Origin of the sequence: Dysgonomonas sp. 37-18, from assembly GCF_001899125.1 — a bacterium.
Lineage (GTDB): Bacteria > Bacteroidota > Bacteroidia > Bacteroidales > Dysgonomonadaceae > Dysgonomonas.
Window position 1 is genome coordinate 259,072 of record NZ_MKVC01000041.1, and the last position, 24,879, is coordinate 283,950.

Sequence of the window (24,879 nt, forward strand, 5' to 3'; positions counted from 1 at the left end):
ATTTTATTATTGTGCATGTGTTATGCATGTAAGGTTGATATGTGGAAAATCTTTTGTTAAGGCTTCTTTTTTATCTTCAAAAAATTTTGTCGTTAGGTTATATCCTGCCCGATATATTTCTTCAACATGTTCCAGATCAAACATTGAATACTGAGACAAAGATGTCGACTCGATCAGGTAGTCGCATAAGTTTCGGTCTAATAGGGTGTTGGAGCCGGACATATAGTGGAAAGACCTTTCTGCGATATATTTAATGGAGCTCCTGAATTCTGCTTTTATAATGGGGCTAACATTGACTCCTATAATTTTAACGCAATCTTTGCGTATCGTAGAAACAGGGAAGTTCTTAAATAAACCTCCGTCAACATAATAATGTTGGTTGATTTCCACAGGGCGGAAAATGATAGGTACCGAACATGATGCTATAACGGCCGGTATTAAAGCTCCAGTAGAAAATACCTTTGTTTCTCCATATTCTATATCCGTAGCGACAGTCCGCAGGGGTATTTTCAAATCCTCAAAGGTTTTAGCCCTAAGATGTTTTTTTAGAAATGAACGAAATCCATCGCTTTTGAAAAAGCCACCATGTGGTATCGTAAATTCAGCAAACTCTCTGAATACCTTCTTTTTGAAGAATGATAGTATTTCCTCAGGGGTATACCCATCCGCATATAATACTCCGGCAAAAGCTCCTGCGCTGGTTCCGGATATAATTTGAGGATAAAGACCAATTTCATTTAGTGCTTGCAATACGCCTAAATGAGCAAAACCTTTGGCGCCACCTCCGCTAAGGGAGAGACCTAGTTGATAAATGTTTTTTTCCGGACTCATGCGTTTTGTATCAATATACAAATTTAAGGATATTCTTCTTATTTGCTAATTTGTAGGTATAATAATAGTTACGAGGGTGTATGTGAATAATAAAAAAAGAGCTGTTTTTAATTATTAAAAACAGCTCTTTTTTTATATTCTGAGTAATTATTACTTTACTTCAAAATCTTGTTTCATATCAATTTCTTCTCCATTTTCATCCATAAAGTGATATTCCAGGAATGCCAGATTCTGGTTTGGGATTATCTTTACTCCCATGCCATAACGCCATTTCCATTGCCACTTTAATGAAGGAAAACCTTTATTGATAAATGCTGCTACATACGGATGTATATAGAGTTTGAAATTCTTTACTTTTAGATCTTTTACCAGATAGCTTATTTTCATGCGCAGGGTATCTGTAAACAGTATGGATGGTCTTATTTCTCCTTTTCCAAAACATGTAGGACATGCTTCGGTGGTTGATATCTCCATCTCTGGACGTACACGCTGACGTGTGATCTGCATTAGCCCGAATTTGCTCAGTGGGAGTATATTATGCTTTGCTCGATCATTCGCCATCAGCTCCTGCATTTTGGCCATTAGTTGTGCTTTGTGCTCACCTTCCGTCATATCTATGAAGTCGATTACGATGATTCCCCCCATGTCTCGTAATCTCAATTGACGTGCTATTTCTTCTGCTGCTGCGGAATTCACTTCCCATGCATTATTCTCTTGTCCTGCTTCAGGATTCTTCGACCTGTTGCCGCTGTTCACATCTACAACGTGAAGGGCTTCGGTATGTTCCAAGATGAGGTATGCGCCATTGCGGAATGTAACTGTTTTTCCAAACAAGGCTTTTACCTGTTTCGTTACATTGAAATTATCAAAGATAGGTAACCCGCCGTCATAACTTTTTACAATGTTTTTTTTGTCGGGTGCTATAAATGATATATAGTCCTTAATCTGGTTGCAGGTATCTAAATCATTGACATGGATTTCCTGAAAGGTAGGATTGAAGATGTCTCTCAGTAAGGCCACAATACGGCCTGTTTCTTCAAAAACGAGGGTTGGAAGTTTATTTTTCTGAATCTTAGGAAGATTGTCCTCCCAACGTTTTACCAATGTTTTTAGTTCTGTATCCAGATCGGCTACCTTTTTTCCTTCAGCTACGGTTCTTACTATTACTCCGAAGTTTTTTGGTTTTATGCTTTGTATAAGTTGTCTTAGACGAGCACGCTCCTCTTTCGATTTAATTTTTTGAGAGACAGATACTTTGTCGTTGAATGGAATGACAACTAAAAAACGGCCGGCCAGTGAAAGCTCGGCTGTGAGGCGGGGGCCTTTTGTTGATATAGGTTCTTTGGCTATTTGTACCAGTATTTCTTGTCCTGGTTTTAGAACGTCGCTGATAGACCCATTTTTGTCTATGTCTGCTTCCATTTTCATCTTCGAGATGTTAGGAAACTTTTTCTTATCAGCTAAAGCCTGTTTGTAAAACTTATCAACGGATTTGAATTGAGCACCTAGATCTAAATAGTGAAGAAAAGCGTCCTTTTTGTATCCTATGTCTACAAAAGCAGCATTTAATCCGGGCATCAGTTTTTTAACTTTGCCGGCATAGATGTTTCCTACCGCGTATGAAGCGTCTCTTCCTTCTTTTTGCAGTTCGACAAGTTTCTTGTCTTCCAAGACTGCTATTGAGACTTCATTGGGCTGAACATCGACTATTAGTTCGCTATTCATAACTATGTTTTAGAATTAAAAATAAGATTTAAATTCCCTATTTAAATCTGATAGTAGAGTTTACTTCTTTATGTATCAAGAAGCTTTTTCATTAAATACACAAAGAACAAACTTAGAAATTCAACAATTTGTAAGTTTGTTCTCGTATATTTCATTAAATAAAAGAATTACAGATTATTTTTTCTTTTTGTGTCTGTTCTTTCTTAATCTTTTTTTGCGCTTGTGCGTAGACATTTTATGTCTTTTTCTTTTCTTTCCGCTTGGCATGTTATTTATATTTAGAAATTAATTTAATAAAAAGGCGAAATTACTTTCTCACTTGAGTTATGAATGTCTTGGCAGGTTTGAATGCCGGAATTGAGTGAGCAGGTATGATGATAGTCGTATTTTTAGAGATGTTACGAGCTGTTTTTTGAGCTCTTGTCTTCACTATGAAACTACCGAAACCTCTTAAATAAACGTTTTCATTCTTGCTTAATGAGTCTTTTACAACATCCATGAATGATTCAACTGTTTTTAATACAGTGGCTTTGTCTATTCCTGTATTTTTCGCAATTTCGTTAACGATGTCAGCTTTTGTCATTTTCTTATCTTTTTAAATTCGAAACAATTAATTTTTTGGACTGCAAATATATAGCTTTTTATTTACCTTTGAAACAAATAATTATCATTTTTTCTCCTAGATAAAGAAATTAACGTTCAACTATAGCTTGTTTTGAGCGGATATTAATGTGTTCTAAAATGAATATGGAAAAAGATTTAAGATTAAGCTCTATATTAATAAGGTGGTATGATGCAAATAAGAGGGATTTGCCATGGCGTAATACGTCCGATCCCTATGCAATATGGCTTTCAGAGGTTATCTTGCAGCAGACACGTGTAGATCAAGGTTACTCCTATTATAATAAGTTTATACAAAAATATCCGAAAGTGGGTATGTTGGCAATGGCTGACGAAGATGAAGTATTGAAGCTTTGGCAGGGGCTTGGTTATTATAGCAGGGCGCGAAACCTTCAGGCGGCAGCGAAGTCGATAGAGAAGGATTATAATGGTGTTTTCCCCCGCGAACATAAAGATGTGTTGCAGTTGAAGGGGGTAGGCGATTATACTGCGGCAGCTATAGTTTCCATTTCTTATAACCAGCCTTATGCAGTGGTAGATGGTAATGTGTATAGAGTGTTGTCACGTATTTTTGCTATTGACGAACCCATCGATAGTGGCAAAGGTAAAAAAGTATTTGCAGAATTGGCTCAAGAGTTGCTCGATGATGCTAATGCAGGCTTGCATAATCAGGCAATAATGGAATTTGGGGCATTGCAGTGCGTCCCTGTTTCTCCTCGTTGTGATATTTGTCCTGCTTCGTCAATGTGTTTGGCGTATGATCAAAACAAAGTAGCACAATATCCTAAAAAGGCGGGTAAGCAAAAAGTGCGAAACCGTTATTTTAATTATTTTGATGTCCGACACGGCGAATCTATGTACTTGCGCAAACGAAGCGATAAAGATATCTGGCAAAATTTATACGAATTGCCTCTTCTGGAGACGGAAAAAGAACTGGCGATTGAGGAATTGCAAAAAGATGAAAAATTTAAAGCGTTGTTTGAGGCTGCTTCTAATGTTAAGATTCAACACATCAGGCAAATAAAACATGTTCTGTCGCATCAAATTATTTATGCAATATTTTATAAAGTAGAAGTGTCGGAAATTCGATTGGATAAAGATTATCTCAAGATCGCTGCAGCCGATATCGACGATTACCCGGTTTCGCGATTGGTGCATAAATATCTGGAACAGTTATGACTTATATATTCTAGGGCTTGTGTAAGATCGAAAAAAAATTAACTTTGTAATCAAATAATAGAGCGATATGGATAAAATATCATTGATTGTCCCTTGCTACAATGAAGAACAAGCCCTTCCGTATTTGTATAAAGAAGTAGTGAAACTTGCGGAAGAAATGCCTGATCAGGAATTCGAATTTATTTTTATAAATGATGGCTCAAGGGACAAAACCTTAACAGTAATTAAAGAACTAAGAGAGTTGGACGAAAGAGTACATTTTGTGTCTTTTTCCCGCAATTTCGGTAAAGAAGCCGGTATATATGCCGGCTTACAAGCAGCTACCGGAAATTATGTATCGTTAATTGATGCAGACTTACAAGATCCACCGTCCTTGATAAAGGAAATGTATGAAACCTTAAAAGCAGAAGACTACGACTGTGTGGCTACCCGCCGGGTAGACCGAAAAGGGGAACCGCCTATCCGTTCGTTTTTTGCCAAGCAGTTCTATAAGCTAATAAATAAGATATCAGATACTGAAGTTGTAGACGGGGCTCGTGATTTTCGTCTTATGACGCGGCAGATGGTTGATTCTATATTGGAAATGGGCGAATACAACCGTTTTTCGAAAGGTATTTTCGGTTGGGTCGGATTCAAAACAAAATGGATTGCCTTTGAGAATGTGGAACGTGTGGCCGGAGAAACAAAGTGGTCATTTATCGGATTGTTTTTGTATTCTCTGGAGGGGATAATTGCATTCTCTACCCGCCCGTTGATTATTGCATCCGTTTTTGGTATCCTTTTTTGTATAATAGCATTCATTATGATATGCTTTATTATCTTCAAAAAGATATTGTTCGGAGATCCGGTGCAAGGTTATGCATCTACTTTGTGTATCATTTTCTTTATAGGAGGAATCCAGTTGTTTTGTCTTGGTATTTTGGGGCAATATTTATCAAAAACATATATGGAAGCAAAAAAACGACCTATTTATATCGTAAGAGAGCGGGCTTAATTCGCTATTTTGCAATCTATAGTTGCCAAATTTACATAATTTGGCGTTTTATTTTTTGCGTTTCTGAAATAAAAGATTAATTTTGCGCCGATTGTCAGGAGGGCTCTAACCGAGTCTGTGTCTCATGCCTGTAGCAAAACGCTATGAATATTATCAAAAACTAAAGACAATCGATAGAAAAGTCTTAATTTTAATATAAAAATATGAGTTCTTCCGCTCTTTTTTTAGTAGTTTTCTTAACTGGAATCACACTCGTTTGTGCCGGATTAGGCATGGCCTTACTGTTATCACCAAAATCTTTCAATCCTCAGAAAGGAGAACCATACGAATGTGGTATCCCTACCCATGGAACTTCCTGGATGCAGTTTAAGGTAGGTTATTACCTGTATGCAATTCTTTACTTAATGTTCGACGTTGAGGCTATATTCCTTTTTCCTTGGGCTACAGTCGTAAGGCAATTGGAAATACCTGGTCTGATTAGTATATTGTTTTTCGTAATAATATTGGGTCTGGGCTTAGCTTATACCTGGAAGAAAGGAGCATTAAAATGGAAATAAAGAAAATATATATAAAAGGTATTCCTAACGAGGAGTTTAAGGACAATGAATACCTTGAGGATTATGTCAAAGAGCTCAACGAAGGCGGGGTTCCTGTTGTAGTAGGTAAGCTTGATGACCTGATCAACTGGGGACGCTCAAATTCAGTGTGGCCATTAGCTTTTGCTACAAGTTGTTGCGGTATTGAGTTTATGGCTTCGGCAGCAGCTCGTTACGATTTGGCACGCTTTGGGATGGAGGTAACTCGCAACAGTCCGCGTCAGGCCGATACAATGGTGGTGGCCGGTACGATTGTGCACAAGATGGCTCCGCTTTTGAAACGTGTATATGATCAGATGGCAGAACCAAAATATGTAGTTGCGATGGGTAGTTGCGCTATTTCGGGAGGTCCATTTGTAGATTCATACCATGTTGTGAAGGGTATTGATGAAATAATTCCTGTAGATGTATATGTTCCGGGATGCCCTCCGCGTCCGGAAGCTTTATTTTATGGTTTGATGCAATTGCAACGTAAGATAAAAGTAGAGCGTTTTATGTTCCGTAAAGGACACAAGAACATCAAACGGGATAAATAAGAATAATATAGAACTGAGATCCCTTACTTTTCCTCAAAAGATTAAGAAACAAAGAGACAATGGAAAATATCAAGAAGGTAATACTCGAGGCTGTACCTGAAGCGGTTATTGAAGATAAAACACCTTTAACTGTAACTGTAGAACCTAATAAACTACGTCATTTAGTAAAAGCACTTCGCAACTATGCTGAAATGCCTTTCGATTACTTGGCAATGTTAACAGGGACTGATGAAGGAGAGATGCTGATGGTAACTTATTTGCTGTGTCCTTCAACAGATTTGTCGAAAGAAATAGCAGTAAAAACAGGAACAGCAGATCGCGTAAATCCATTATTGTATACAGTTACCGATATCTGGGAAACTGCACACTATAATGAGCGTGAAGTTTTTGCCATGCTGGGTATTCGCTTTATCAACAACCCTGATATGCGCCGTTTCTTTCTCAACTCAGACTGGGTTGGTTTTCCTTTGAGAAAAGATTATGATGCGAGTCCCGTAAAGAATCCCGTATCGATAGAAAGTAAGGATATTATAGATACTGCTCCACGTATTGTAGAAATGCCCGATGGTAAGTTGAAAGAGGAGCGGGTAGATATTTTCGAAAAAGACGATTATATAATAAATATAGGACCACAGCACCCGTCCACACACGGAGTAATGCATTTTCGTGTAGCATTGGAAGGTGAGATCGTGAAAAAGATTGACGTGCACAGTGGTTACATTCATCGCGGAATAGAGAAGCTGAGTGAGAAACTCACTTACCCGCAAATACTACACTTTACAGACCGCCTTGATTATCTTTCTGCCAACATAAACCGTCATGGATTGTGTATGTGTGTAGAAAAGGCTGCTCAGATAGAAGTTCCCGGAAGAGCTCAATATATACGTACTATCATGGATGAGTTGAATCGTATTGATTCTCACTTGGTTGCATGGGGTACGATGTGTATGGACTTAGGTTCTACCACAGCCTTTATATATGGTATGCGCGAGAGGGAAGATATCCTTAAAATATTTGAGAAAAACACAGGGGGTCGTCTGATTATTAACTACAATGTACTTGGTGGTGTGATGTTTGATATACAGCCTGATTTCCAGTCGGATGTAAAAGCATTTATACCAGTAATGCGTAAGGCTTTGGTTGAATATGATAAACTATTCACCGGAAACGTGATCGCAGTAGGCCGTATGAAAGGATTGGGACTTCTGTCGAAAGAAGAGGCCATTTCGTATGCTGTTACAGGACCTGCAGGACGTGCTTCGGGATTCTCTTGCGATATACGTAAGCATATACCTTATGCGTTGTATGATAAGGTTGAATTTAATGAAGTTATCCGCGAAAATGGAGACTCTTTCGACCGATATTTGAATCGCCTTGAGGAAATAGAAGAATCTTTAAAAATCATAGAACAACTGATCGATAATATACCTGACGGAGACTATCTGGCAAAAACAAAAGCGATAATAAAACTACCTGAAGGTGAGTATTATCAGCGAGTAGAAGCCGGACGAGGAGAGTTTGGAGTATATATAGAAAGCCGTGGAGATAAAACTCCTTATCGCCTCAAGTTCCGTTCCCCTTCTATGGCTGCTGTTTCGGCTATGCCATTGATCTGTGCGGATGAGAAGATATCAGACTTTATCGGTATCGGTGGATCTATGGACTATGTGATTCCGGATATTGACCGTTGATCAAGAGTGTTTTAGGGTAGCGATAGGAAAGGCACAGTTTATACTGCTTTTGCCTCGTCACACCCGACGACTAATTAATTGAATATTTATTTCATCAATATAAGAAGATATATGTTGTTATTTGATTCTCAAGTAGTAGAAGTATCATATTGGCTTAGCCAGTTCGATGTATTTCTGACTAAGAATTTACCTACATGGGCGGTCTTGGCTATAGAGTTTGTATTGGTTGCTGTTGCATTGCTGACTTTATACGCAGTATTAGCCTTGATTCTGATATATGTAGAACGTAAAATCACAGCTTTCTTTCAGGCTCGTTTGGGCCCTAATCGTGTCGGTAAATATGGACTAGTTCAGAGTGTTGCCGATATGGTAAAAATCCTTATCAAGGAAATTATCCATGTAAGACAGTCGGACAGATTCCTGTTTTTTACAGCACCTTTCTTCATGATCATAGCATCTATGCTTACATTCGGAGCATTGCCTTTCGGTAAAGGATTACAAGCTGTAGATTTTAATATTGGAGTGTTTTATGTTGTGGCTGTATCTTCACTTGGTATTATTGGGGTTTTGCTGGCCGGATGGTCTAGTAACAACAAGTACTCGATGATCGGTGCTATGCGAAGCGGTGCGCAATTTATAAGTTATGAATTGTCGGCAGGTTTTGCTTTGATGACCATGGTAGTGTTGTCGGGAACAATGAGCTTTTCTAAAATAATAGAAGGACAAACATATCTTCATCAATGGAATATAATTGCAGGGCACGTTCCGGCACTTATAGCATTCATCATCTATCTGATTTCGGGACATGCTGAAACAAACCGTGGACCATTCGACTTGCCCGAAGCAGAATCGGAATTGACAGCCGGATATCACACCGAATATTCGGGACTGCAGTTTGGTTTCTTCTATTTGGCAGAATATCTGAATATGTTTATCGTAGCCGGTATTGCCACTACTGTATTTTTGGGCGGATGGATGCCTATTCAGATCCAAGGATGGGATGCCTTCAATGAGGTTATGAATTACATACCATCATTCTTGTGGTTCTTCGGAAAAGCCGGATTTCTTATCTTCCTTAGTTTGTGGGTAAGATGGACATTCCCTCGTTTGCGTATCGACCAGTTGTTGAATCTGGAATGGAAATATTTGCTACCTATCAATCTCTTCAATATTTTATTGATGGTAGTTCTTGTCGTATTTGGTTTGACTCTGAAATAATAAATTATAGTATAAGAAAATGAGTTCAGTTTCAGAATATTTTTCAGGATTATTTGGAGGTATTAAATCTCTTCTCTCAGGGATGAGAATTACATGGGGCGAGCTGTGGACTAAGAAGATCACAGAGCAGTACCCTGAGAATAGGGCAACCCTTGTTATTCCCGATCGCTTTCGTGGAGAGTTGACTATGCCTCACGATGAAAACAATGAGCATGCTTGTACTGCTTGTGGTATTTGCCAGATGAATTGTCCCAATGGAACAATACAGGTAATATCGAGATCGATAGAAACAGAGGATGGCAAGAAAAAGAAAGTTCTTGACAAGTATATATACGACCTAGGATTATGTACATTTTGTAACCTGTGTGTGATTACTTGTCCGTCTGATGCTATTAAGTTTGCGAATACGTTCGAAAACTCACTGTTTACTCGTAGCAAGCTGATAGAACAATTGAATAGGGATGGATCTAAACTTCGCGAAAAGAAGAAAGAGCCAAAACCGGTAGTGGATAAGCCTGTGGCTAAAGTGGAAGTTGCTGTTGACAGTGCTGCTCCTGCTCCATCAGCACCTGTTCAAGAGGTAAAAGAAGACAAAGAATAAACAATATACGATAATCAATAGATTATGGCAGAACAAATTATATTTTACATTTTAGCAACAATCATTGTGTTTTCTACTATTATGGCAGTAACAACACAAAAGATTATTCGCTCAGCTACATTCCTGTTGTTTGTACTTCTTGGTACTGCAGGCTTGTACTTATTGTTGGATTATCATTTTCTGATGGCTGTGCAGATTGCTGTATATGGCGGAGGGGTAATGGTACTGTTTATATTCGCTATTTTGCTCACTCACGAGCCGGGAGTAGATGTTAAGTTCGAGAAGCCGGGCAGGATATTTATTTCTGCTTTAGCTGCGTTGGCAGGTTTGGCTATTTGCGGACACATTATATTTTACAATGTCAACAAGTTTTATACCTACATCACGCAGAAAGAATTGAACATGCAGGATATAGGTATGGGAATGATGGGAACAGACAAATATCAATATCTGCTACCATTTGAAGCAATAAGTATATTGCTCCTTGCTTGTATCATTGGAGGAATCATGATTGCTAGAAAAAGATAAGAAAAAGAAAGATATAAGTTATGGGTGAGTTTATAACAAATTTTCTGTCCGGGCCGGTGCCAATCGAAGCATATCTGGTTGTGAGCACCATCATGTTTTTTGCAGGAGTATATGGCTTCCTGTCTCGTAAAAATATGTTGATGGTACTGATATCCGTTGAGTTGATGCTGAATGCTACCGATCTAAACTTTGTGGTGTTTAACCGCTATTTATATCCGGGACAGCTTGAGGGATTCTTCTTCACATTGTTTGCAATAGGTATTGCTGCGGCAGAAACAGCTATTGCTATAGCTATTATCATCAATATATACCGTAATGTGAAAAGTATATATGTGGATGAGAATATAACTAAAATGAAAAACTAAGCAGGGAAATAGTAATAAAATATGGAACATTTTGATTTTACATATTCGATACTGATAGTTGCTTTGCCGGCTATTATGTTTCTTATACTCGGACTGGGTGGAAAATATATGAAACCTGTTGTTGCCGGAATACTGGGGACAACTTCTCTGAGTGTAATGACAATACTATCCTACTTGACGGCATATCAATATTTCTTTGTTGTGGGTAAGGTAGACGGAGCCTATCAGGCGATTCATACAGCGGTGAGATGGCTTACATTTACCGACAAACTGCATATTGATTTGGGTGTTTATCTTGACCCTATTTCGGTAATGATGCTTGTTGTAATCACTACAGTATCATTGATGGTGCATGTTTACAGTTTAGGGTATATGAAAGGAGAAAAAGGCTTTCAACGTTATTATGCCTTCCTTTCATTGTTTAGTTTTGCCATGTTGGGACTGGTTGTTGCAACCAATATTTTCCAAATGTATATTTTCTGGGAACTTGTGGGGGTATCATCCTTCTTGCTTATCAGTTTCTATTATATCAAACCGTCTGCAGTAGCAGCTTCGAAGAAGGCTTTCATTGTGACTCGTTTTGCCGACTTCTTTTTTCTTGTAGGAATTTTATTGCTATCATATTTTTCAGGCTCATTCGATTTTACAGATATAACAGCTCAGGGTGCACCGTTTATTGCTACCATGCAAGGTTCATCGTTCTTAGGCTTGTCGATTATATCGTGGGCGATGCTACTTATATTTATGGGTGGAGCCGGAAAATCAGCAATGATGCCATTCCATATCTGGTTGCCGGATGCCATGGAAGGTCCTACACCTGCTTCGGCGTTGATCCACGCCGCAACGATGGTTGTAGCCGGAGTGTTCCTTGTTGCACGTTTGTTCCCTGTGTATGCCTTCGGAGCACCTGATATATTGCATTTTATTGGTTATGTAGGTGCGATAACCGCATTGTTTGCAGCGATTGTAGCTTGTACTCAGACCGATATAAAACGTGTATTGGCATTTTCTACCATATCTCAAATCGCATTTATGTTAACCTCTCTTGGGGTTTCCGAATATGGAGGACACGAAGGTTTGGGGTATATGGCCGGTATGTTCCATTTATTTACTCACGCATTCTTCAAAGCATTATTGTTCTTGTGTGCGGGTGCTATTATACATGCTGTTCATAGCAACGAGATGGACGACATGGGAGGATTGTGGAAAAAATTACCAATTACAGGTGTTGCCTTTGCTGTAGCTTTATTTGCGATAGCAGGTATTCCTTTCTTCTCCGGATTTTATAGTAAAGATGAAATATTAGCTGCGGCATACGAACACAATAAAGTTATATACTTTATACTATCTTTCGCTGCCGGTCTTACAGCATTTTATATGACTCGTTTGTTCCTTCGTATATTCTTCTACGAAAAGAAACACTATCATCACGAGCCGCACGAAGCTGGTCCTGCAATGGCTATCCCGTTGATCATACTAGCTATATTTGCGTTCGGAGCCGGATATGTACCTTTCAGCCATTTTGTGACTTCAGACAGAATGCCATACGATGCGCATATTAATATGCAGGTGGCTATAACAAGTGTTGTGATTTCACTGATAGGAATGGGTATTGCATTTAAACTATACTATAAGAAAAATGAAATACCGGATAAAATTGCAACAAATATCAGTACGTTGTATACATGGGCTTTGCATAAGTTCTATTTCGACGAACTATGGTTGTTTGTAACCCGTAGCATTATATTCAAGCGTATATCTAAGCCTATTGCATGGTTTGACCGTAATGTTGTAGATGCCTTTATGGACTCTTTGGCATACGTGACTCAGGCTGCTGCCCGCTCTATCAAAGGACTACAATCAGGCTATATTCAGCAGTACGCATTGGCATACTTGTTGGGAGCATTGATTTTGGTTGTGGGTTTTGCCGGATGGCTGATATGTTTTATTTGTAAGTAAGATATAGATTAAAATATAAAACAATGAATATTCTTTCATTATTTGTTCTTGTACCTGTCTTGATGTTGTTAGCATTTATACCATGCCGCAACATTAAACAAATCCGTACCGTAGCGGTAATCGGTGCAGCCATTGAAATAGTATTGGCTGTTGCTTTACTCTTTATGTTCTATGCAGAACGCAGTGCCGGCAACACAGCCGAAATGTTGTTTACTTATGATAAGGTTTGGTTTGCGGCGTTGAATATCCATTACGCTATCGGTGTTGATGGTATTTCGGTCTTGATGCTTTTGCTTACCTCTGTTATTATATTCACCGGAACTTTTGCATCATGGAATATGAATCCGCTGCCTAAAGATTTCTTTATGTGGCTGACCTTACTTTCGGTGGGGGTATATGGATTCTTTATCTCATTGGATATGTTCACGATGTTCTTCTTCTATGAGATTGCTTTGATTCCGATGTATCTGCTTATCGGACTATGGGGAACAGGACGAAAAGAATATTCGGCGATGAAACTTACCCTGATGCTGATGGGAGGCTCTGCTTTCCTTGCAGTTGGTATATTCGGTATCTATTTCAACTCTTCAACAACGGGAGATTATACATTTAATATGCTGGAGGTAGCTGCAAACAATGCAATACCTGTAGCTGCTCAATATTGGATATTTCCACTTACGTTCTTAGGTTTTGGTGTGTTGGGAGCTCTTTTCCCATTCCATACATGGTCGCCTGATGGTCACGCATCTGCGCCTACGGCTGTGTCTATGCTTCATGCCGGAGTATTGATGAAACTGGGGGGATACGGATGTTTCCGTATAGCAATGCGCCTGATGCCGGAAGCTGCTCACGAACTTTCATGGATATTCATTATCCTAACAGGTATAAGCGTTATCTACGGAGCATTGGGAGCTATTTCTCAAACAGACTTGAAATATATCAATGCATACTCTTCGGTGAGTCACTGCGGACTGGTATTGTTTGCAATATTGATGATGAATCAGACTGCAATGACAGGAGCTGTGATGCAGATGCTTTCACACGGATTGATGACAGCCCTATTCTTTGCTCTGATAGGAATGATATATGGTCGTACTCATACTCGTGATATTCGGCAGATGGGAGGGCTCATGAAAATTATGCCATTCCTTAGCGTGTGTTATGTTATTGCCGGTATGGCTTCTTTGGGGCTTCCGGGATTGAGTGGATTCGTAGCAGAGATGACAATCTTTGTAGGTTCATTCCAACATAGCGATCTTTTCCACCGTATATTCACGATTGTTGCCGTATCTTCAATTGTTGCGACAGCAGTTTATATATTGAAAGTAGTTGGCAAAATTTTATATGGACCGGTACAAGATCCGCACCACTTGGAGCTGACAGATGCAGTATGGCATGAAAAAGTAGCTACAGTGGGATTGATTGTTTGTGTTGCCGGAATGGGATTGTTTCCGAGTTGGATTTCCGATCTTATCAGTGCGAGTTTGGCATATATAAAATAAGTAAGGATAAATAGTAAACATTGTAATTTTAAGATATAAAGATGGATTTAAGTAATTATTTGTTGATGAAGCATGAGCTATCACTGATTGTGGTATTTCTCTTACTTATTTGTTATGATTTGTTTGCTTCAGACAACGCTAAGAAATATTATTTTCCGGTAGCTTGTGGCATATTCCTTATACATACAGTTTTTTGTTTCTTTATCAAAGACGACGGAAGCTCTTTTGCCGGAATGTATGTTACAGGCCCTGCTTATCTTACGATAAAGAATATTCTTAATATAGGCGTCTTCCTTATTTTCTTGCAAGCAAACTCATGGCTTAAAAAGCCTGATTCGATATTGAAACGGGGAGAGTTTTTTATGCTCACAACCCTTACTCTGATTGGGATGTACTTGATGATATCTTCAGGAAACTTCTTGTTATTCTATATCGGGCTCGAAACAGCATCTTTACCTATCGCAGCTTTAGTTGCTTTTAATAAATACAAAAAAGAATCGGCCGAAGCCGGAGCAAAATATATATTTAATGCTATATTCTCTTCAGCAATCATGACATTCGGGTTGTCTTTCCTATACGGAGCTTGCGGAACTCTTTACTATACAGATATAGCTGCAAATATCTATTCTACACCACTTGTGGTTATGGCAATGGTGTTTGTTATGAGTGGATTGTTCTTCAAGATATCTTTGGTTCCTTTCCATCTTTGGGCACCGGACACATATCAGGGAGCACCTACTAATGTGACTTTGTATTTATCTACCATATCGAAAGGAGCGGCTGTGTTTGCTCTTATGACTATCTTGTTTAAGGTATTCCCTGCATTGCAAGATGTATGGCAAAATATAATCTGGATTGTAATCCTTGTTACTATTACTGTTGGTAACTTGTTTGCTCTTCGTCAGAAAAATATGAAACGCTTCCTTGCCTTCTCATCTATTTCGCAGGCAGGATATATTATGCTGAGTGTATTTACCGGAACATCGGCAGGTATGGCAGCAACTATATTTTATGTATTTGTTTATATCTTTTCTAATCTTGCAGCCTTTGGTGTTATCTCAGCAGTGGAAGATAAAACAGGTAAAGTGAATATGGATGACTACAACGGATTGTATTATTCAAATCCGAAATTAGCGTTGGCAATGATGATCGCCATGTTCTCTCTTGGAGGAATTCCATTTGCCGCAGGATTTTTCAGTAAGCTGTTTGTTTTTATGGCAGCTATGGAACAAGGACACACTTTGTTGGTTTTCTTAGCGTTCCTCAACACTGTTATATCACTCTTCTATTATCTGTTGGTAGTGAAGGCAATGTTTATAAAAAAGGCAGATTCTCCTATCGAATCGCTAGATACAGATAAGTATATGAAAGCTTCTTTAGTAATATCAATGATCGGTATTTTTGCCGTAGGTGTAGTAAGTTACTTCTATGAGTATATAGCACACGTTAGCTTTGGTATATATTAAAGAATATTAAAGAATAAAAATAATTCGACAGAAGGCCTTATCTTTGGGACTTCTGTCGAATTTTATGTAATAATAAGGAATCAATATATATGAATTTATTCATTTTACTACAAGCAGCAAACCCGGTGATCGAAATGGCAGATCAAGCTGCACAGACTGCACCTGAAGAAACATATTTTAGTCTTGTACTGAAAGGGGGATGGGTACTTTTACCTATATTTCTTCTGTCGTTACTCTCCATTTATGTTATTATAAACAAGTGGCTTGTAATAAGTCGTCTGGGAAAGAAAGACTCTATTTGGCTGTCTCGCGTTATCGAGTTGGTGAATGAAGGGAAAATTGATAAGGCTTTGAAATTTTGTATAGAACGTCCTTATGCTTCGGCGAAAGTTATTGCCGCCGGATTGAAAGAATTTGAATTGAGTGAAAAAGAGATAGAAGAAGCAATGGAGGTTGAAGCACGCCAACAGGTAAATATCCTTGAAAACCAAATGAACTGGTTGGGAATTACCGCTTCTATTGCACCTATGCTTGGATTTTTAGGAACAATATTTGGAGTTATAAAGATATTTTATGATATTGCACGTACAAATGATCTCGCTATCGATACTATTTCTACCGGATTGTATCAGAAAATGATATGTTCGGCAGCCGGTTTGTTGGTAGGTATTGTTGCATATTCAGGTTACTACATACTCAATGGACGTATTGATAAAGTGGTTGTAAACATAGACAAAGACTCGAACGAAGTGCTTAAAGCTATACGTGCATCTAAGAAGGGAACAATAGTAGCATAATATTTGTTTTGAGTAAAGACATTGAATTAAAATGAAGATAGAACGAAGAAAAACAAGAACAGCCGAGGTATATACTGCATCATTGAATGATATAATGTTCTTTTTATTATTATTCTTTCTTATTATATCCACGATGGTGACACCAGCTGCTATCAGAGTGCTACTTCCCAATGCCGCAACCTCGGAAAAGGTAGTGACAAAGAAAAATATAAACGTAATCATAACAAAAGATTTACGATATTTCATTGATGACAAAGAACTACAAAAAAGTGAATTAGAGTCTGCATTGGGTGCTGTCCTGGCAAAGGAGAAGGCTGATAACCCAAATGTAGAAATGAACGTTTTGCTACAAGCCGATAAGTCGTTGAGCTTACAGGATGTTGTAGATGTTATAGATATAGGAAATAAACTTCAGGTGAAGATGGTTCTTTTCACTCAAAAACCTGAATGATTTATACTCAATAATCTTTATATTATAAAGTTTTAAAAAGAGGTGATATAATTTTTTTATCACTGACAGATGCAACACTTCCACAAAAAATGCATCTTTAAAGTGAGGCTTAGCCAATATGAATGAACTGCAAATGATAGCAGGCTGTAAAGAACAAAAGCGGGACGCACAAAAAATGCTCTACGAAACTTACGCTCGTAAGATGTATAGCATATGTCTCCGTTATAGTTCGGATCAGGATGCTGCGCAGGATCTTTTACAGGATGGCTTCATGAAAGTTTTTTCAAATATCGGTTCATATCAGGAAAGAGGTTCTTTTGAAGGATGGATGAAACGCGTATTTATAAACCTTGCTTTAGAAAACTTAAGAAAGAAAAAGTCAATATTTCATTCTTCTGAGGATATCCAAAATCTCCCGGAGGTCGTTGATGAATCAACAGAAGACGATCAGATGTACAGGATATCGGAAACGGAACTATTGAAAATGGTACAAGAATTACCGAAAGGTTACTCTACTGTTTTTAATTTGTATGCTATAGAAGATTACTCCCATAAAGAAATTGCTGATATGCTTGGTATAAGTGAAGGAACTTCTCGCTCACAGTATGTGAGGGCCAGGCAAATATTGCAGGATAGGGTAAAAAAATATGTAAACGAGAGAGTGTAAAGATGATAGAAGATAAAGACAAAATAAAGGATCTATTCTCCTCAAAGTTGAAAGACTTTGAGCCGGAAGTGCCTGCATCCCTATGGGGTGGGTTAGATCAACTTTTGTCTCAGCAGGCAGCACCTGCTGACCCATCTTCTGCGTCCAGCTCCACCTCTTCTTCTTCGGGTTCTTCTGTTGCAACAGCCTCTAAGGTCTCTCTAATAAAGACTGCATTGATAACAGTAGGTGTTGCTGCGGCAGTTGTTACCGGTGTACTACTTATTCCGAAAGGTAGTAATTTGGTTGTACCCGAAGAACCAAAAGTAGCTACAATAGAAGAAGCTATTCAGGATACAATCAAGCTTGATGATACAACGATCGTGATTTCTTCACGAACTGCGATAAGACCTATTATAGCAAGAGCCGAGCTGCAGGAGAAGAAAGCGGTTGTTGATGTGCAGGTTTCAACTCCTTCACAAGATCTGGAGAAAGAATCGATTAAACCGGAAAAGAAAGAAGAAGTAAAAGAGAAATCCTTACGCAGTAGTGATGATCATAGGGCGGTGCAACTCTTGCCGAAAAAGAAATCGGGTTCAGGTCTTTCTGTAGGGTTTTCTGCTAATTCAGCTTTATTTGGGCAAGATATCAGTCAAAGTGGTGGACGTTTATTATTCTCTTATCCTACCAGAGGCAGATCTTTCAATGATGCCCTTGCTAAAGAAAACAAAGAATTTAAGTTGCAACATAGCTTGCCGATTTCATTTGGATTGAAGGTTTCTAAAAGCATTACTCCTAATTTATCTTTAGAAACAGGTATTGTTTACACTTATCTTTCTTCTAAGATAACCTCAAATAGTGCCTTTAATATTCGAGAAAATCAATACTTCCATTATTTGGGGGTACCATTAACGTTGAATTATAAATTCTATGAATTGGGTAAGGCTAAATTTTATTTCTCTGCCGGAGGGATGGTGCAAAAAGATATTAAGGGGCAATACGAAAGTAAGATAGCGTATACAGAATCTACCCTTATTGTTATGGGGCTCCCTCGAGATCTTTATTATTCAGAGCCATACTATATGAAAGAATCAATAAAACAGGCTAATCCTCAATTTTCTGCAAATGTAGGGATAGGAGGTGCATATCCTATTTATAAAAAATTGTATCTTTACGGAACGATTGGAGGTGCTTATTATTTTGATGCCGGAAATAAGTACTCCACAATATACTCAGATCGAAAAATTCAATTGGATTTTAATCTGGGTGTTAAGTTCGATTTTTAATATTTACGAATAATTAATTTAAAACATGAAAACATCAATACTAAAATTGATCTGTGGGGTATTCGCTGTAGGGCTTTTATTTTCTTCTTGCCTTGGAGACAGTGATAATAAGATAAATATTAACAATGACTATGTTTTTGTAACCACCAAGAACAGCATGAAAGTAGCCGCTGTAGCAAGTTACAGAACATGGATTGTAACAGATCAGGTAAATGCGTCGAATACTATAGAAGGACAGTATTATACGATGGGTTATTCTATAAATACTTCTCAATCATTGGGTAATGGGGTTTATCAAGGAACCGATTATGGCCAACCTTTGGTTAGAATAGAACAAACCAGTGTAGCCGTTAAAGCTCCGGATAGAGTAGATGACTTTAACCCAACTACATTCACATCTCCATTTCCTTATCCGATAAAAGATTTTTTTGGAGACGGATGGGTTTTTGGAGCTCAGGCACAATTGAAAGAAGGAACTGTTGCAGATATGTATTTTTATTATGACCCTTCTAATCAAAAAGAAGAAGTCAATGGTGTAGTTCAAGAAATAGGGAATAATAAGATAATTATCGATGTTAGATTTGGAAAAAGACTTGAAGTTAATGGAGCTCTAGGTAGTAGAGCTGTATTATATGTAGCGAAAATGACGCAATTAAGATCGTATTTCCAATATCAGAGTGGAAAATTCAGCTTCAATAATGAAAAAAGTGTTGCTATCCCTATAAAATTCCGTTATAACAAGACCTTGACAGAAAATGGTAAGGATGTTGTAAAAGAAACATTAGATGGAAATTGGAACACCGACTCATCGGCCAAATATCTCCTATACTTTGAGTCAGCATCTTGATAAATAGTATATGATGAAATATATGAGAAGGCACAACAATCAAAAGTTGTGCTTTTTTGTTATAAATAAGTTTTATATTAATATTAAAAAGGACAATAAGGAATGATTGAAGTTGTAGAAGAGTATTTACCTCAGATTATAGCGTCAGTTTTTATTATATTACTAACGCCACTATCTAAATATGTATCAAGAAAGATAATAATAAAATATGGGCAACTAACCTTAAAGGCTGAAGCCCGAATATTTCAAATAATACAGGTAATCAATATACTGATTAATTTTGTTTGTGTTGTTGCGCTTGCAATTATATGGGGAGTACAACCTCAGAATATGTTGGTTGCAGTTTCTTCTATATTTGCTGTTATTGGGGTTGCTTTGTTTGCGCAATGGTCTATCCTTAGCAATATTACGGCTGGCATTATAATTTTCTTTTCGATGCCCTTCAGGATAGGAGATAAAATACATATTCTTGATAAGGATACTCCGATAGAGGCTACAATAGAGAATGTGCTTACTTTTCATACATACCTCAGAACAATGGATGGAGAACAGATTATAATACCTAATTCTTTATTTCTTCAAAAAATAGTATCGGTTGGCAAACCGAAAGAAGAATAATGAAATAACAACAAGCGATTTTTTTTCTATATTTGTGTATTATAGTTAAAAAATATTTCAGGATATGTCGATAAATAAAGTAATACTGGTAGGAAATGTAGGGAAAGACCCCGATGTAAAATATTTTGATAACGGAAGCGTTGTTGCTAACTTTACGTTGGCTACTACCGAAAGAGGCTACACAGCTGCAAACGGAACTCAGATACCTGACCGTACAGAGTGGCATAATATTGTTTGCTGGCGTGGCTTGGCTAAAGTCGCAGAACAATTTGTGAGAAAAGGTACTCAGGTATATGTTGAAGGGAAAATCCGTTCGCGCACTTACGATGATGCCAATGGAGTGAAGCGTTACGTTAATGAGATATATGCAGACAATCTTGAACTATTGGGAAGTCGTAAACGTGAAGGCGGAGACTCTCCTGCCGGCTATGGTTCACCTACGGGGTATGGTTCGGATAACATACCGACAGAGAATACAGGATATCAAGCCCCTCCGATGATGGGAGAGGAGGATGACCTGCCATTCTGATTTAGATACTGAAAGATATGTATAATGCTTCCTTAGAGGAAGTGTATAGAATAAAATATAAAACTGAACAGATTAAGTAAAATAGTAGCCACTGTTTGATTAATCTGTTCTTTGTATTATTACGATGAAAATATTAAGTATTCTTTTTTTTGTTTGTGTATTTACTTTAAGTTCCTGTAGCGAATATACTCCTAAGCCTATTGGATATGCTCGTATAGAAAAGGTGGCGGCTGACACTGTTAGGTTACAAGGTTCCGGCTTCTCTTTTCTATACTCCTCACTCGCAAAAATAGAATACTTGAATCCCGAAGTTGAAAATGAGGTTTGGTTCAATATTTATTATCCGACATACAAAGCAAAAATTTATTGTACCTATATTCCCACTAATAATAAAGAATTATCTAAGATGCTTGACGATAGTCATCAATTGGCTTATAGCCATGCGGTGAGGGCGGAGAGCATATCACAAACTCAATTTTCTGATTCGCTAAAACATTTATCAGGTTTGATATATGATATAAAAGGCTCTGTTGCATCTCCTGTCCAATTTTACGTGACCAATAATTCTTCAAAATTTATGAGAGGTGCGCTATATTTTGACGATGCTGTAAAATCAGACTCAATCGCTCCTGTCGTTGCTTTTTTGCGTGACGATATTGTTCGCATCATGGAGTCGCTGCAATGGTAGTACGGTAATGGGAATTAGAAATAAAAACCGGAAAGTTTCTTCTGTTTATATCTTGCTTTTTGCGATAGGGATTAGCCTGTTTACTTACCTAGACTTTGCCGACTTGGCTATACCTTATGATGATGCATACTCCGTTTTTATGGTGAAATCGTCGTACTCCGATATCGTAAAGATTACCGCAAAAGATGTTCATCCACCCCTCTATTATTGGGGGCTCAAAGCATTCAGTTCGATCTTCGGAGACACAATCTTTTCATTAAGGCTCTTTTCCGCGTTGGGCATATTTGCTACATTCTTGCTGGGGTACTTTCCTATAAGAAAGCAGTTTGGAGACAGAATAGCACTTATGTTTATCTCCCTTCTCATCATGTTCCCCGTTACGCAATACTTGGCAACAGATATACGGATGTACTCATGGACTATGTTTTTTGTATTGGCTTGTGCTATTTGTGGCTATAAAGTATACTTGGAGGGGTGTTTCCGCAATTGGGGGTTGTTTCTGATAACCGGACTTTGCGCTGCTTATTTGCATAACTATGGACTGCTGAGTGTTGTTGGCATTTATATTTTCCTGCTTGTATTTTTAGTACAGAAAAAGAAGGAATGGAGACGCTTGGTATACTGCGGAATAGTATTCTCCGCTTTATATATTCCTTGGCTTTTACAACTGATATGGCAGTTTTCGGATGTAGCTAATGAGTATTGGATAAAACCGCTGACATTAAACGATCTGTTCTTGCACATCTATTATTTTTATTCTCCTAAAGAAGTTTGGAGGCCATTTACCGATTTTACTAAAATACAGATGATGATAGGGCTCATTATTGTGATGGGTATTCAACTGCTAATAACACTTAAGGTGTTACGCTCAGGGATTAAAAACAGAGATGAAAAGACTTATCTGGCGATCATTTCTTTTTTGGTATTCCTTTTTCCTATTTTGATAGCGGCTCTGATTTCAATATTATATGTGCCAATATTGGCGAGCCGTTATATGACATGCTCTTTCGGGCTTTTTGTTTTAAACTTGGCCTTTGTTTTTGACAAGGCATGCGAGTATCCGATTTATAGGCGGTTGACGAATGTGTTTTTTGTGTTATTGATTTTTGTAGGAGGCGTTCGGGTATATTCAGGAGTGAAATATTACAATGAAACAGAATCCTTATATCATAAGATTCGTCTGTTTACTACCAATGATGGAGAAAAGCAAATTCTTGTCGCATCCGATTCATCTTACTCCGTAATGCCACGGTTACAATTGATTGTTCCCGATCAATATTTTTGTATTTTAAAAACAGCAGTTGATAATGATTTCAGCCCTTTTGTTTTTCAAAAAATAGACTCTATACCTCTTTGCGATTTTATATTGGTTCACCATGAGCCTAAAAAAATTAGTGCAGACTTTAGGAAATATCAACATCAGCTATCAGTACGCTATATTTTTTCAGATAGCATACAGGCTCTGGATTCTTATCTTTATAAGCTAAAATTGAGATAGATTAATAGTCATCATAGTATGTTGTTTTCTCTGGTTCGCCATACATGACACCAACCACTATTAGTCCGGCTCCGCCTATAATTCCCAATGTTGCATACAAGGCATCATTATTGGCTGGTTTTTCTACATAGAATAGATCTCCACGGTCTAGTAATTGATTAAACATTTCAGATGGTTTTGCTTCTGTTCTTATCAGGCTCGACAAATAGAAGTCTTGCTCAAAAACCATCGGTTTATCGGGTTGCGAATAAATGGTCAAATAACTTTTAAAAGCTAATGGAGTATTGCTTTGGTCAAAGTCTTTCCTTCTAACTTTTAAAGCTACATCACCTTGCCCTCCCATTGTTGCATTTTTATAACTTTTCTTATTTATATGATCAAACTTTGGGCTTAAGATCAAAGGTATTTCACTTACCATAGTTTGTGGAGGAACAAAACTTACATTCTTAGGGAGCGATGCAGCTCCACTAAAGCTGCCCCATGAAGATGAGTTGCTGTTGATAGTACTATCCCAATCTCCTGAGTAATTAATTTCTTTTCCCGAATATGTTGTCGCTATATTATCTATGATAAGTGCAGATTTGCCCCAGTCTACATATAGTGGCTTGTCAGATTTATTGAATACCGTGATTTGTACCGGACCATCCTGTCCCTTAAAACAATAAGCAATCCACAGACTATCCGTTTCTAAAAGAAAATCTCCATTATCTACTTTTTCGACATACTCGTTAGGCGTATTTAGGGTAGAGTAGAAAAATGTAGAACTACATGATGAGAAGATTAAAATAATAGATAATGTAAAAAACAAATATTTCATCTAAGTCTATTTTTTGTATTCATTATTGGTATCAAAAGGCTATTAGAGAATGGTTGCTCTCTTTGAGATAAAGGTACAAAAGATATTAACACAAACAATAAGTTTGAAAAAATATTAGCAGGGACTTTTTTCTTTTTCTAAGCTCTATTTTCTAAAAAAGAGGTTGCAGTAAATAGCTGCAACCCCATACTAATATTATATATATATGTGTAAGGAAGAATTATTCAGGTCTGTCGGCCATGGCGGTTAATTTACCCTTTGTTTTCAGGTTTTCCATCAGTACTTTATCGCCATCTTCAAGATCTACAATTGTGTATTTCCCAACTCCGCATATTTGCATTTCATCGAGAGCGTCTACTAGATTTTTATAATTGGATTTTTCTGTTGGCTTTATCAAAACAATAAGCCCGTCCTTTGATTTTTTTACATTGCTAGACATCTCTTTAAATTCTTTTTCAGTGATTTGTTTTTTATAACGTTTTTGTCTCAATTCTTTTATCTTAGACATGTTTGCGTTGTTTCGGGTTAGCAACATATTGCGTAAACCAAGAGTGTTTGTTTCTTTCAATGATGTATAATTTTCATAATTTGCTAAGCCTTCATAATAGTAAACCTTATCATTTTCACCCAATATCACTGTTACAGATTTTGAGTCGGGCACAGCTTGCTCTCCCTTATCTGTTGGCATAGCTACATCCATTATTTGAGGAATGCTTAATGTTGTGCAAAACATGAAGAATGTAATCAGTAAAAGATTCATGTCTACCATCGGAGTAAAGTCTACTCTTAATATCTTGCGTTCAGGTCTGCCTTTTTTAGTTTCGCTCTTACCTGTAGTATCTATGTTAGCCATAATATTTATTCTTTAAGAGGTTAAACATCTATTTTTA

General features: G+C 37.7%; 26 protein-coding genes. 21 read left to right on the forward strand and 5 right to left on the reverse strand.

Going from position 1 to position 24,879, the window contains the following annotated elements; genetic code table 11:
• Positions 1-6: 6 nt before the first annotated feature.
• From BGO84_RS16480 to BGO84_RS16490, 3 genes are all read right to left on the reverse strand, one after another.
• Positions 7-831: a patatin-like phospholipase family protein gene (locus BGO84_RS16480; RefSeq protein ID WP_283685742.1), complete on the reverse strand. Its 825-nt coding sequence runs from the start codon at positions 829-831 to the stop codon at positions 7-9.
• Between the two features lie 150 nt (positions 832-981).
• Entirely contained in the window at positions 982-2,556 is a 1,575-nt protein-coding gene (locus BGO84_RS16485; protein ID WP_006841413.1) for an Rne/Rng family ribonuclease, read from the reverse strand.
• A gap of 307 nt (positions 2,557-2,863) precedes the next feature.
• A complete protein-coding gene (locus tag BGO84_RS16490; protein WP_006841412.1) occupies positions 2,864-3,139 on the reverse strand; it encodes an HU family DNA-binding protein in 276 nt (91 codons plus the stop codon).
• Between the two features lie 158 nt (positions 3,140-3,297).
• Between BGO84_RS16490 and mutY the strand changes: the two genes are divergently transcribed.
• The 21 genes from mutY (at position 3,298) to BGO84_RS16595 (ending at position 23,172) form a co-directional block, all read left to right on the forward strand.
• Entirely contained in the window at positions 3,298-4,356 is a 1,059-nt protein-coding gene (gene mutY, locus BGO84_RS16495) for an A/G-specific adenine glycosylase (RefSeq protein ID WP_291030845.1), read from the forward strand.
• Positions 4,357-4,423: 67 nt separating this feature from the next.
• Positions 4,424-5,350: a glycosyltransferase family 2 protein gene (locus tag BGO84_RS16500; RefSeq protein ID WP_291030847.1), complete on the forward strand. Its 927-nt coding sequence runs from the start codon at positions 4,424-4,426 to the stop codon at positions 5,348-5,350.
• 203 nt (positions 5,351-5,553) lie between these two features.
• On the forward strand, positions 5,554-5,907 hold the full coding sequence (locus tag BGO84_RS16505) for an NADH-quinone oxidoreductase subunit A (RefSeq protein ID WP_291030849.1): 354 nt from the start codon (positions 5,554-5,556) through the stop codon (positions 5,905-5,907).
• The gene (locus BGO84_RS16510; protein WP_135106833.1) at positions 5,898-6,482 is read left to right on the forward strand and encodes an NADH-quinone oxidoreductase subunit B; all 585 of its coding nucleotides are present in this window, start codon (positions 5,898-5,900) and stop codon (positions 6,480-6,482) included. The genes BGO84_RS16505 and BGO84_RS16510 overlap by 10 nt, the downstream gene beginning before the upstream one ends.
• Before the next feature lie 59 nt (positions 6,483-6,541).
• Positions 6,542-8,173: an NADH-quinone oxidoreductase subunit D gene (locus BGO84_RS16515; protein ID WP_291030851.1), complete on the forward strand. Its 1,632-nt coding sequence runs from the start codon at positions 6,542-6,544 to the stop codon at positions 8,171-8,173.
• A 111-nt stretch (positions 8,174-8,284) separates the two neighbouring features.
• A complete protein-coding gene (gene nuoH / locus BGO84_RS16520) occupies positions 8,285-9,391 on the forward strand; it encodes an NADH-quinone oxidoreductase subunit NuoH (RefSeq protein ID WP_252637258.1) in 1,107 nt (368 codons plus the stop codon).
• A gap of 19 nt (positions 9,392-9,410) precedes the next feature.
• Complete coding sequence (locus BGO84_RS16525; protein ID WP_291030854.1) at positions 9,411-9,992, forward strand: 4Fe-4S binding protein; 582 nt, start codon at positions 9,411-9,413, stop codon at positions 9,990-9,992.
• 24 nt (positions 9,993-10,016) lie between these two features.
• Positions 10,017-10,520, forward strand: coding sequence for an NADH-quinone oxidoreductase subunit J (locus tag BGO84_RS16530; protein ID WP_135106841.1), 504 nt, complete (start codon positions 10,017-10,019; stop codon positions 10,518-10,520).
• Positions 10,521-10,540: 20 nt separating this feature from the next.
• The gene (gene nuoK, locus BGO84_RS16535) at positions 10,541-10,885 is read left to right on the forward strand and encodes an NADH-quinone oxidoreductase subunit NuoK (protein WP_006841403.1); all 345 of its coding nucleotides are present in this window, start codon (positions 10,541-10,543) and stop codon (positions 10,883-10,885) included.
• Positions 10,886-10,906: 21 nt separating this feature from the next.
• Positions 10,907-12,844, forward strand: coding sequence for an NADH-quinone oxidoreductase subunit L (gene nuoL, locus BGO84_RS16540; protein ID WP_291030856.1), 1,938 nt, complete (start codon positions 10,907-10,909; stop codon positions 12,842-12,844).
• Positions 12,845-12,867: 23 nt separating this feature from the next.
• Positions 12,868-14,346, forward strand: coding sequence for an NADH-quinone oxidoreductase subunit M (locus tag BGO84_RS16545; RefSeq protein ID WP_291030858.1), 1,479 nt, complete (start codon positions 12,868-12,870; stop codon positions 14,344-14,346).
• 41 nt (positions 14,347-14,387) lie between these two features.
• On the forward strand, positions 14,388-15,812 hold the full coding sequence (locus BGO84_RS16550) for an NADH-quinone oxidoreductase subunit N (RefSeq protein ID WP_135106847.1): 1,425 nt from the start codon (positions 14,388-14,390) through the stop codon (positions 15,810-15,812).
• An 89-nt stretch (positions 15,813-15,901) separates the two neighbouring features.
• Positions 15,902-16,609, forward strand: a complete 708-nt coding sequence (locus tag BGO84_RS16555; protein ID WP_135106848.1) for a MotA/TolQ/ExbB proton channel family protein — start codon at positions 15,902-15,904, stop codon at positions 16,607-16,609.
• 31 nt (positions 16,610-16,640) lie between these two features.
• On the forward strand, positions 16,641-17,060 hold the full coding sequence (locus BGO84_RS16560) for a biopolymer transporter ExbD (RefSeq protein WP_291030860.1): 420 nt from the start codon (positions 16,641-16,643) through the stop codon (positions 17,058-17,060).
• A gap of 118 nt (positions 17,061-17,178) precedes the next feature.
• The gene (locus tag BGO84_RS16565) at positions 17,179-17,727 is read left to right on the forward strand and encodes a sigma-70 family RNA polymerase sigma factor (protein ID WP_006841397.1); all 549 of its coding nucleotides are present in this window, start codon (positions 17,179-17,181) and stop codon (positions 17,725-17,727) included.
• A gap of 2 nt (positions 17,728-17,729) precedes the next feature.
• Positions 17,730-18,992, forward strand: coding sequence for a hypothetical protein (locus BGO84_RS16570; RefSeq protein WP_291030862.1), 1,263 nt, complete (start codon positions 17,730-17,732; stop codon positions 18,990-18,992).
• Between the two features lie 25 nt (positions 18,993-19,017).
• Positions 19,018-19,839: a hypothetical protein gene (locus BGO84_RS16575; RefSeq protein WP_291030864.1), complete on the forward strand. Its 822-nt coding sequence runs from the start codon at positions 19,018-19,020 to the stop codon at positions 19,837-19,839.
• Between the two features lie 102 nt (positions 19,840-19,941).
• Positions 19,942-20,457, forward strand: a complete 516-nt coding sequence (locus tag BGO84_RS16580) for a mechanosensitive ion channel domain-containing protein (RefSeq protein WP_135106856.1) — start codon at positions 19,942-19,944, stop codon at positions 20,455-20,457.
• A gap of 64 nt (positions 20,458-20,521) precedes the next feature.
• Positions 20,522-20,986: a single-stranded DNA-binding protein gene (locus BGO84_RS16585; protein WP_291030866.1), complete on the forward strand. Its 465-nt coding sequence runs from the start codon at positions 20,522-20,524 to the stop codon at positions 20,984-20,986.
• 124 nt (positions 20,987-21,110) lie between these two features.
• Positions 21,111-21,674, forward strand: coding sequence for a hypothetical protein (locus BGO84_RS16590; RefSeq protein ID WP_291030868.1), 564 nt, complete (start codon positions 21,111-21,113; stop codon positions 21,672-21,674).
• Positions 21,675-21,681: 7 nt separating this feature from the next.
• Positions 21,682-23,172 (forward strand): glycosyltransferase family 39 protein, encoded by a 1,491-nt coding sequence (locus BGO84_RS16595; protein WP_291030870.1) that lies wholly within the window; start codon positions 21,682-21,684, stop codon positions 23,170-23,172.
• 1 nt (position 23,173) lies between these two features.
• Here BGO84_RS16595 and BGO84_RS16600 read toward each other — a convergent pair whose 3' ends face one another.
• Positions 23,174-23,989, reverse strand: a complete 816-nt coding sequence (locus tag BGO84_RS16600; RefSeq protein ID WP_291030872.1) for a hypothetical protein — start codon at positions 23,987-23,989, stop codon at positions 23,174-23,176.
• A 220-nt stretch (positions 23,990-24,209) separates the two neighbouring features.
• Entirely contained in the window at positions 24,210-24,842 is a 633-nt protein-coding gene (locus BGO84_RS16605; RefSeq protein ID WP_291030874.1) for a biopolymer transporter ExbD, read from the reverse strand.
• Positions 24,843-24,879: the final 37 nt, after the last annotated feature.

Bases quoted from the DNA above. Each gene is read 5' to 3' on its own strand.
- BGO84_RS16480 (WP_283685742.1), bottom strand. From the start codon at position 831: ATGAGTCCGGAAAAAAACATTTATCAACTAGGTCTCTCCCTTAGCGGA.
- BGO84_RS16485 (WP_006841413.1), bottom strand. From the start codon at position 2,556: ATGAATAGCGAACTAATAGTCGATGTTCAGCCCAATGAAGTCTCAATA.
- BGO84_RS16490 (WP_006841412.1), bottom strand. From the start codon at position 3,139: ATGACAAAAGCTGACATCGTTAACGAAATTGCGAAAAATACAGGAATA.
- mutY (WP_291030845.1), top strand. From the start codon at position 3,298: ATGAATATGGAAAAAGATTTAAGATTAAGCTCTATATTAATAAGGTGG.
- BGO84_RS16500 (WP_291030847.1), top strand. From the start codon at position 4,424: ATGGATAAAATATCATTGATTGTCCCTTGCTACAATGAAGAACAAGCC.
- BGO84_RS16505 (WP_291030849.1), top strand. From the start codon at position 5,554: ATGAGTTCTTCCGCTCTTTTTTTAGTAGTTTTCTTAACTGGAATCACA.
- BGO84_RS16510 (WP_135106833.1), top strand. From the start codon at position 5,898: ATGGAAATAAAGAAAATATATATAAAAGGTATTCCTAACGAGGAGTTT.
- BGO84_RS16515 (WP_291030851.1), top strand. From the start codon at position 6,542: ATGGAAAATATCAAGAAGGTAATACTCGAGGCTGTACCTGAAGCGGTT.
- nuoH (WP_252637258.1), top strand. From the start codon at position 8,285: ATGTTGTTATTTGATTCTCAAGTAGTAGAAGTATCATATTGGCTTAGC.
- BGO84_RS16525 (WP_291030854.1), top strand. From the start codon at position 9,411: ATGAGTTCAGTTTCAGAATATTTTTCAGGATTATTTGGAGGTATTAAA.
- BGO84_RS16530 (WP_135106841.1), top strand. From the start codon at position 10,017: ATGGCAGAACAAATTATATTTTACATTTTAGCAACAATCATTGTGTTT.
- nuoK (WP_006841403.1), top strand. From the start codon at position 10,541: ATGGGTGAGTTTATAACAAATTTTCTGTCCGGGCCGGTGCCAATCGAA.
- nuoL (WP_291030856.1), top strand. From the start codon at position 10,907: ATGGAACATTTTGATTTTACATATTCGATACTGATAGTTGCTTTGCCG.
- BGO84_RS16545 (WP_291030858.1), top strand. From the start codon at position 12,868: ATGAATATTCTTTCATTATTTGTTCTTGTACCTGTCTTGATGTTGTTA.
- BGO84_RS16550 (WP_135106847.1), top strand. From the start codon at position 14,388: ATGGATTTAAGTAATTATTTGTTGATGAAGCATGAGCTATCACTGATT.
- BGO84_RS16555 (WP_135106848.1), top strand. From the start codon at position 15,902: ATGAATTTATTCATTTTACTACAAGCAGCAAACCCGGTGATCGAAATG.
- BGO84_RS16560 (WP_291030860.1), top strand. From the start codon at position 16,641: ATGAAGATAGAACGAAGAAAAACAAGAACAGCCGAGGTATATACTGCA.
- BGO84_RS16565 (WP_006841397.1), top strand. From the start codon at position 17,179: ATGAATGAACTGCAAATGATAGCAGGCTGTAAAGAACAAAAGCGGGAC.
- BGO84_RS16570 (WP_291030862.1), top strand. From the start codon at position 17,730: ATGATAGAAGATAAAGACAAAATAAAGGATCTATTCTCCTCAAAGTTG.
- BGO84_RS16575 (WP_291030864.1), top strand. From the start codon at position 19,018: ATGAAAACATCAATACTAAAATTGATCTGTGGGGTATTCGCTGTAGGG.
- BGO84_RS16580 (WP_135106856.1), top strand. From the start codon at position 19,942: ATGATTGAAGTTGTAGAAGAGTATTTACCTCAGATTATAGCGTCAGTT.
- BGO84_RS16585 (WP_291030866.1), top strand. From the start codon at position 20,522: ATGTCGATAAATAAAGTAATACTGGTAGGAAATGTAGGGAAAGACCCC.
- BGO84_RS16590 (WP_291030868.1), top strand. From the start codon at position 21,111: ATGAAAATATTAAGTATTCTTTTTTTTGTTTGTGTATTTACTTTAAGT.
- BGO84_RS16595 (WP_291030870.1), top strand. From the start codon at position 21,682: ATGGGAATTAGAAATAAAAACCGGAAAGTTTCTTCTGTTTATATCTTG.
- BGO84_RS16600 (WP_291030872.1), bottom strand. From the start codon at position 23,989: ATGAAATATTTGTTTTTTACATTATCTATTATTTTAATCTTCTCATCA.
- BGO84_RS16605 (WP_291030874.1), bottom strand. From the start codon at position 24,842: ATGGCTAACATAGATACTACAGGTAAGAGCGAAACTAAAAAAGGCAGA.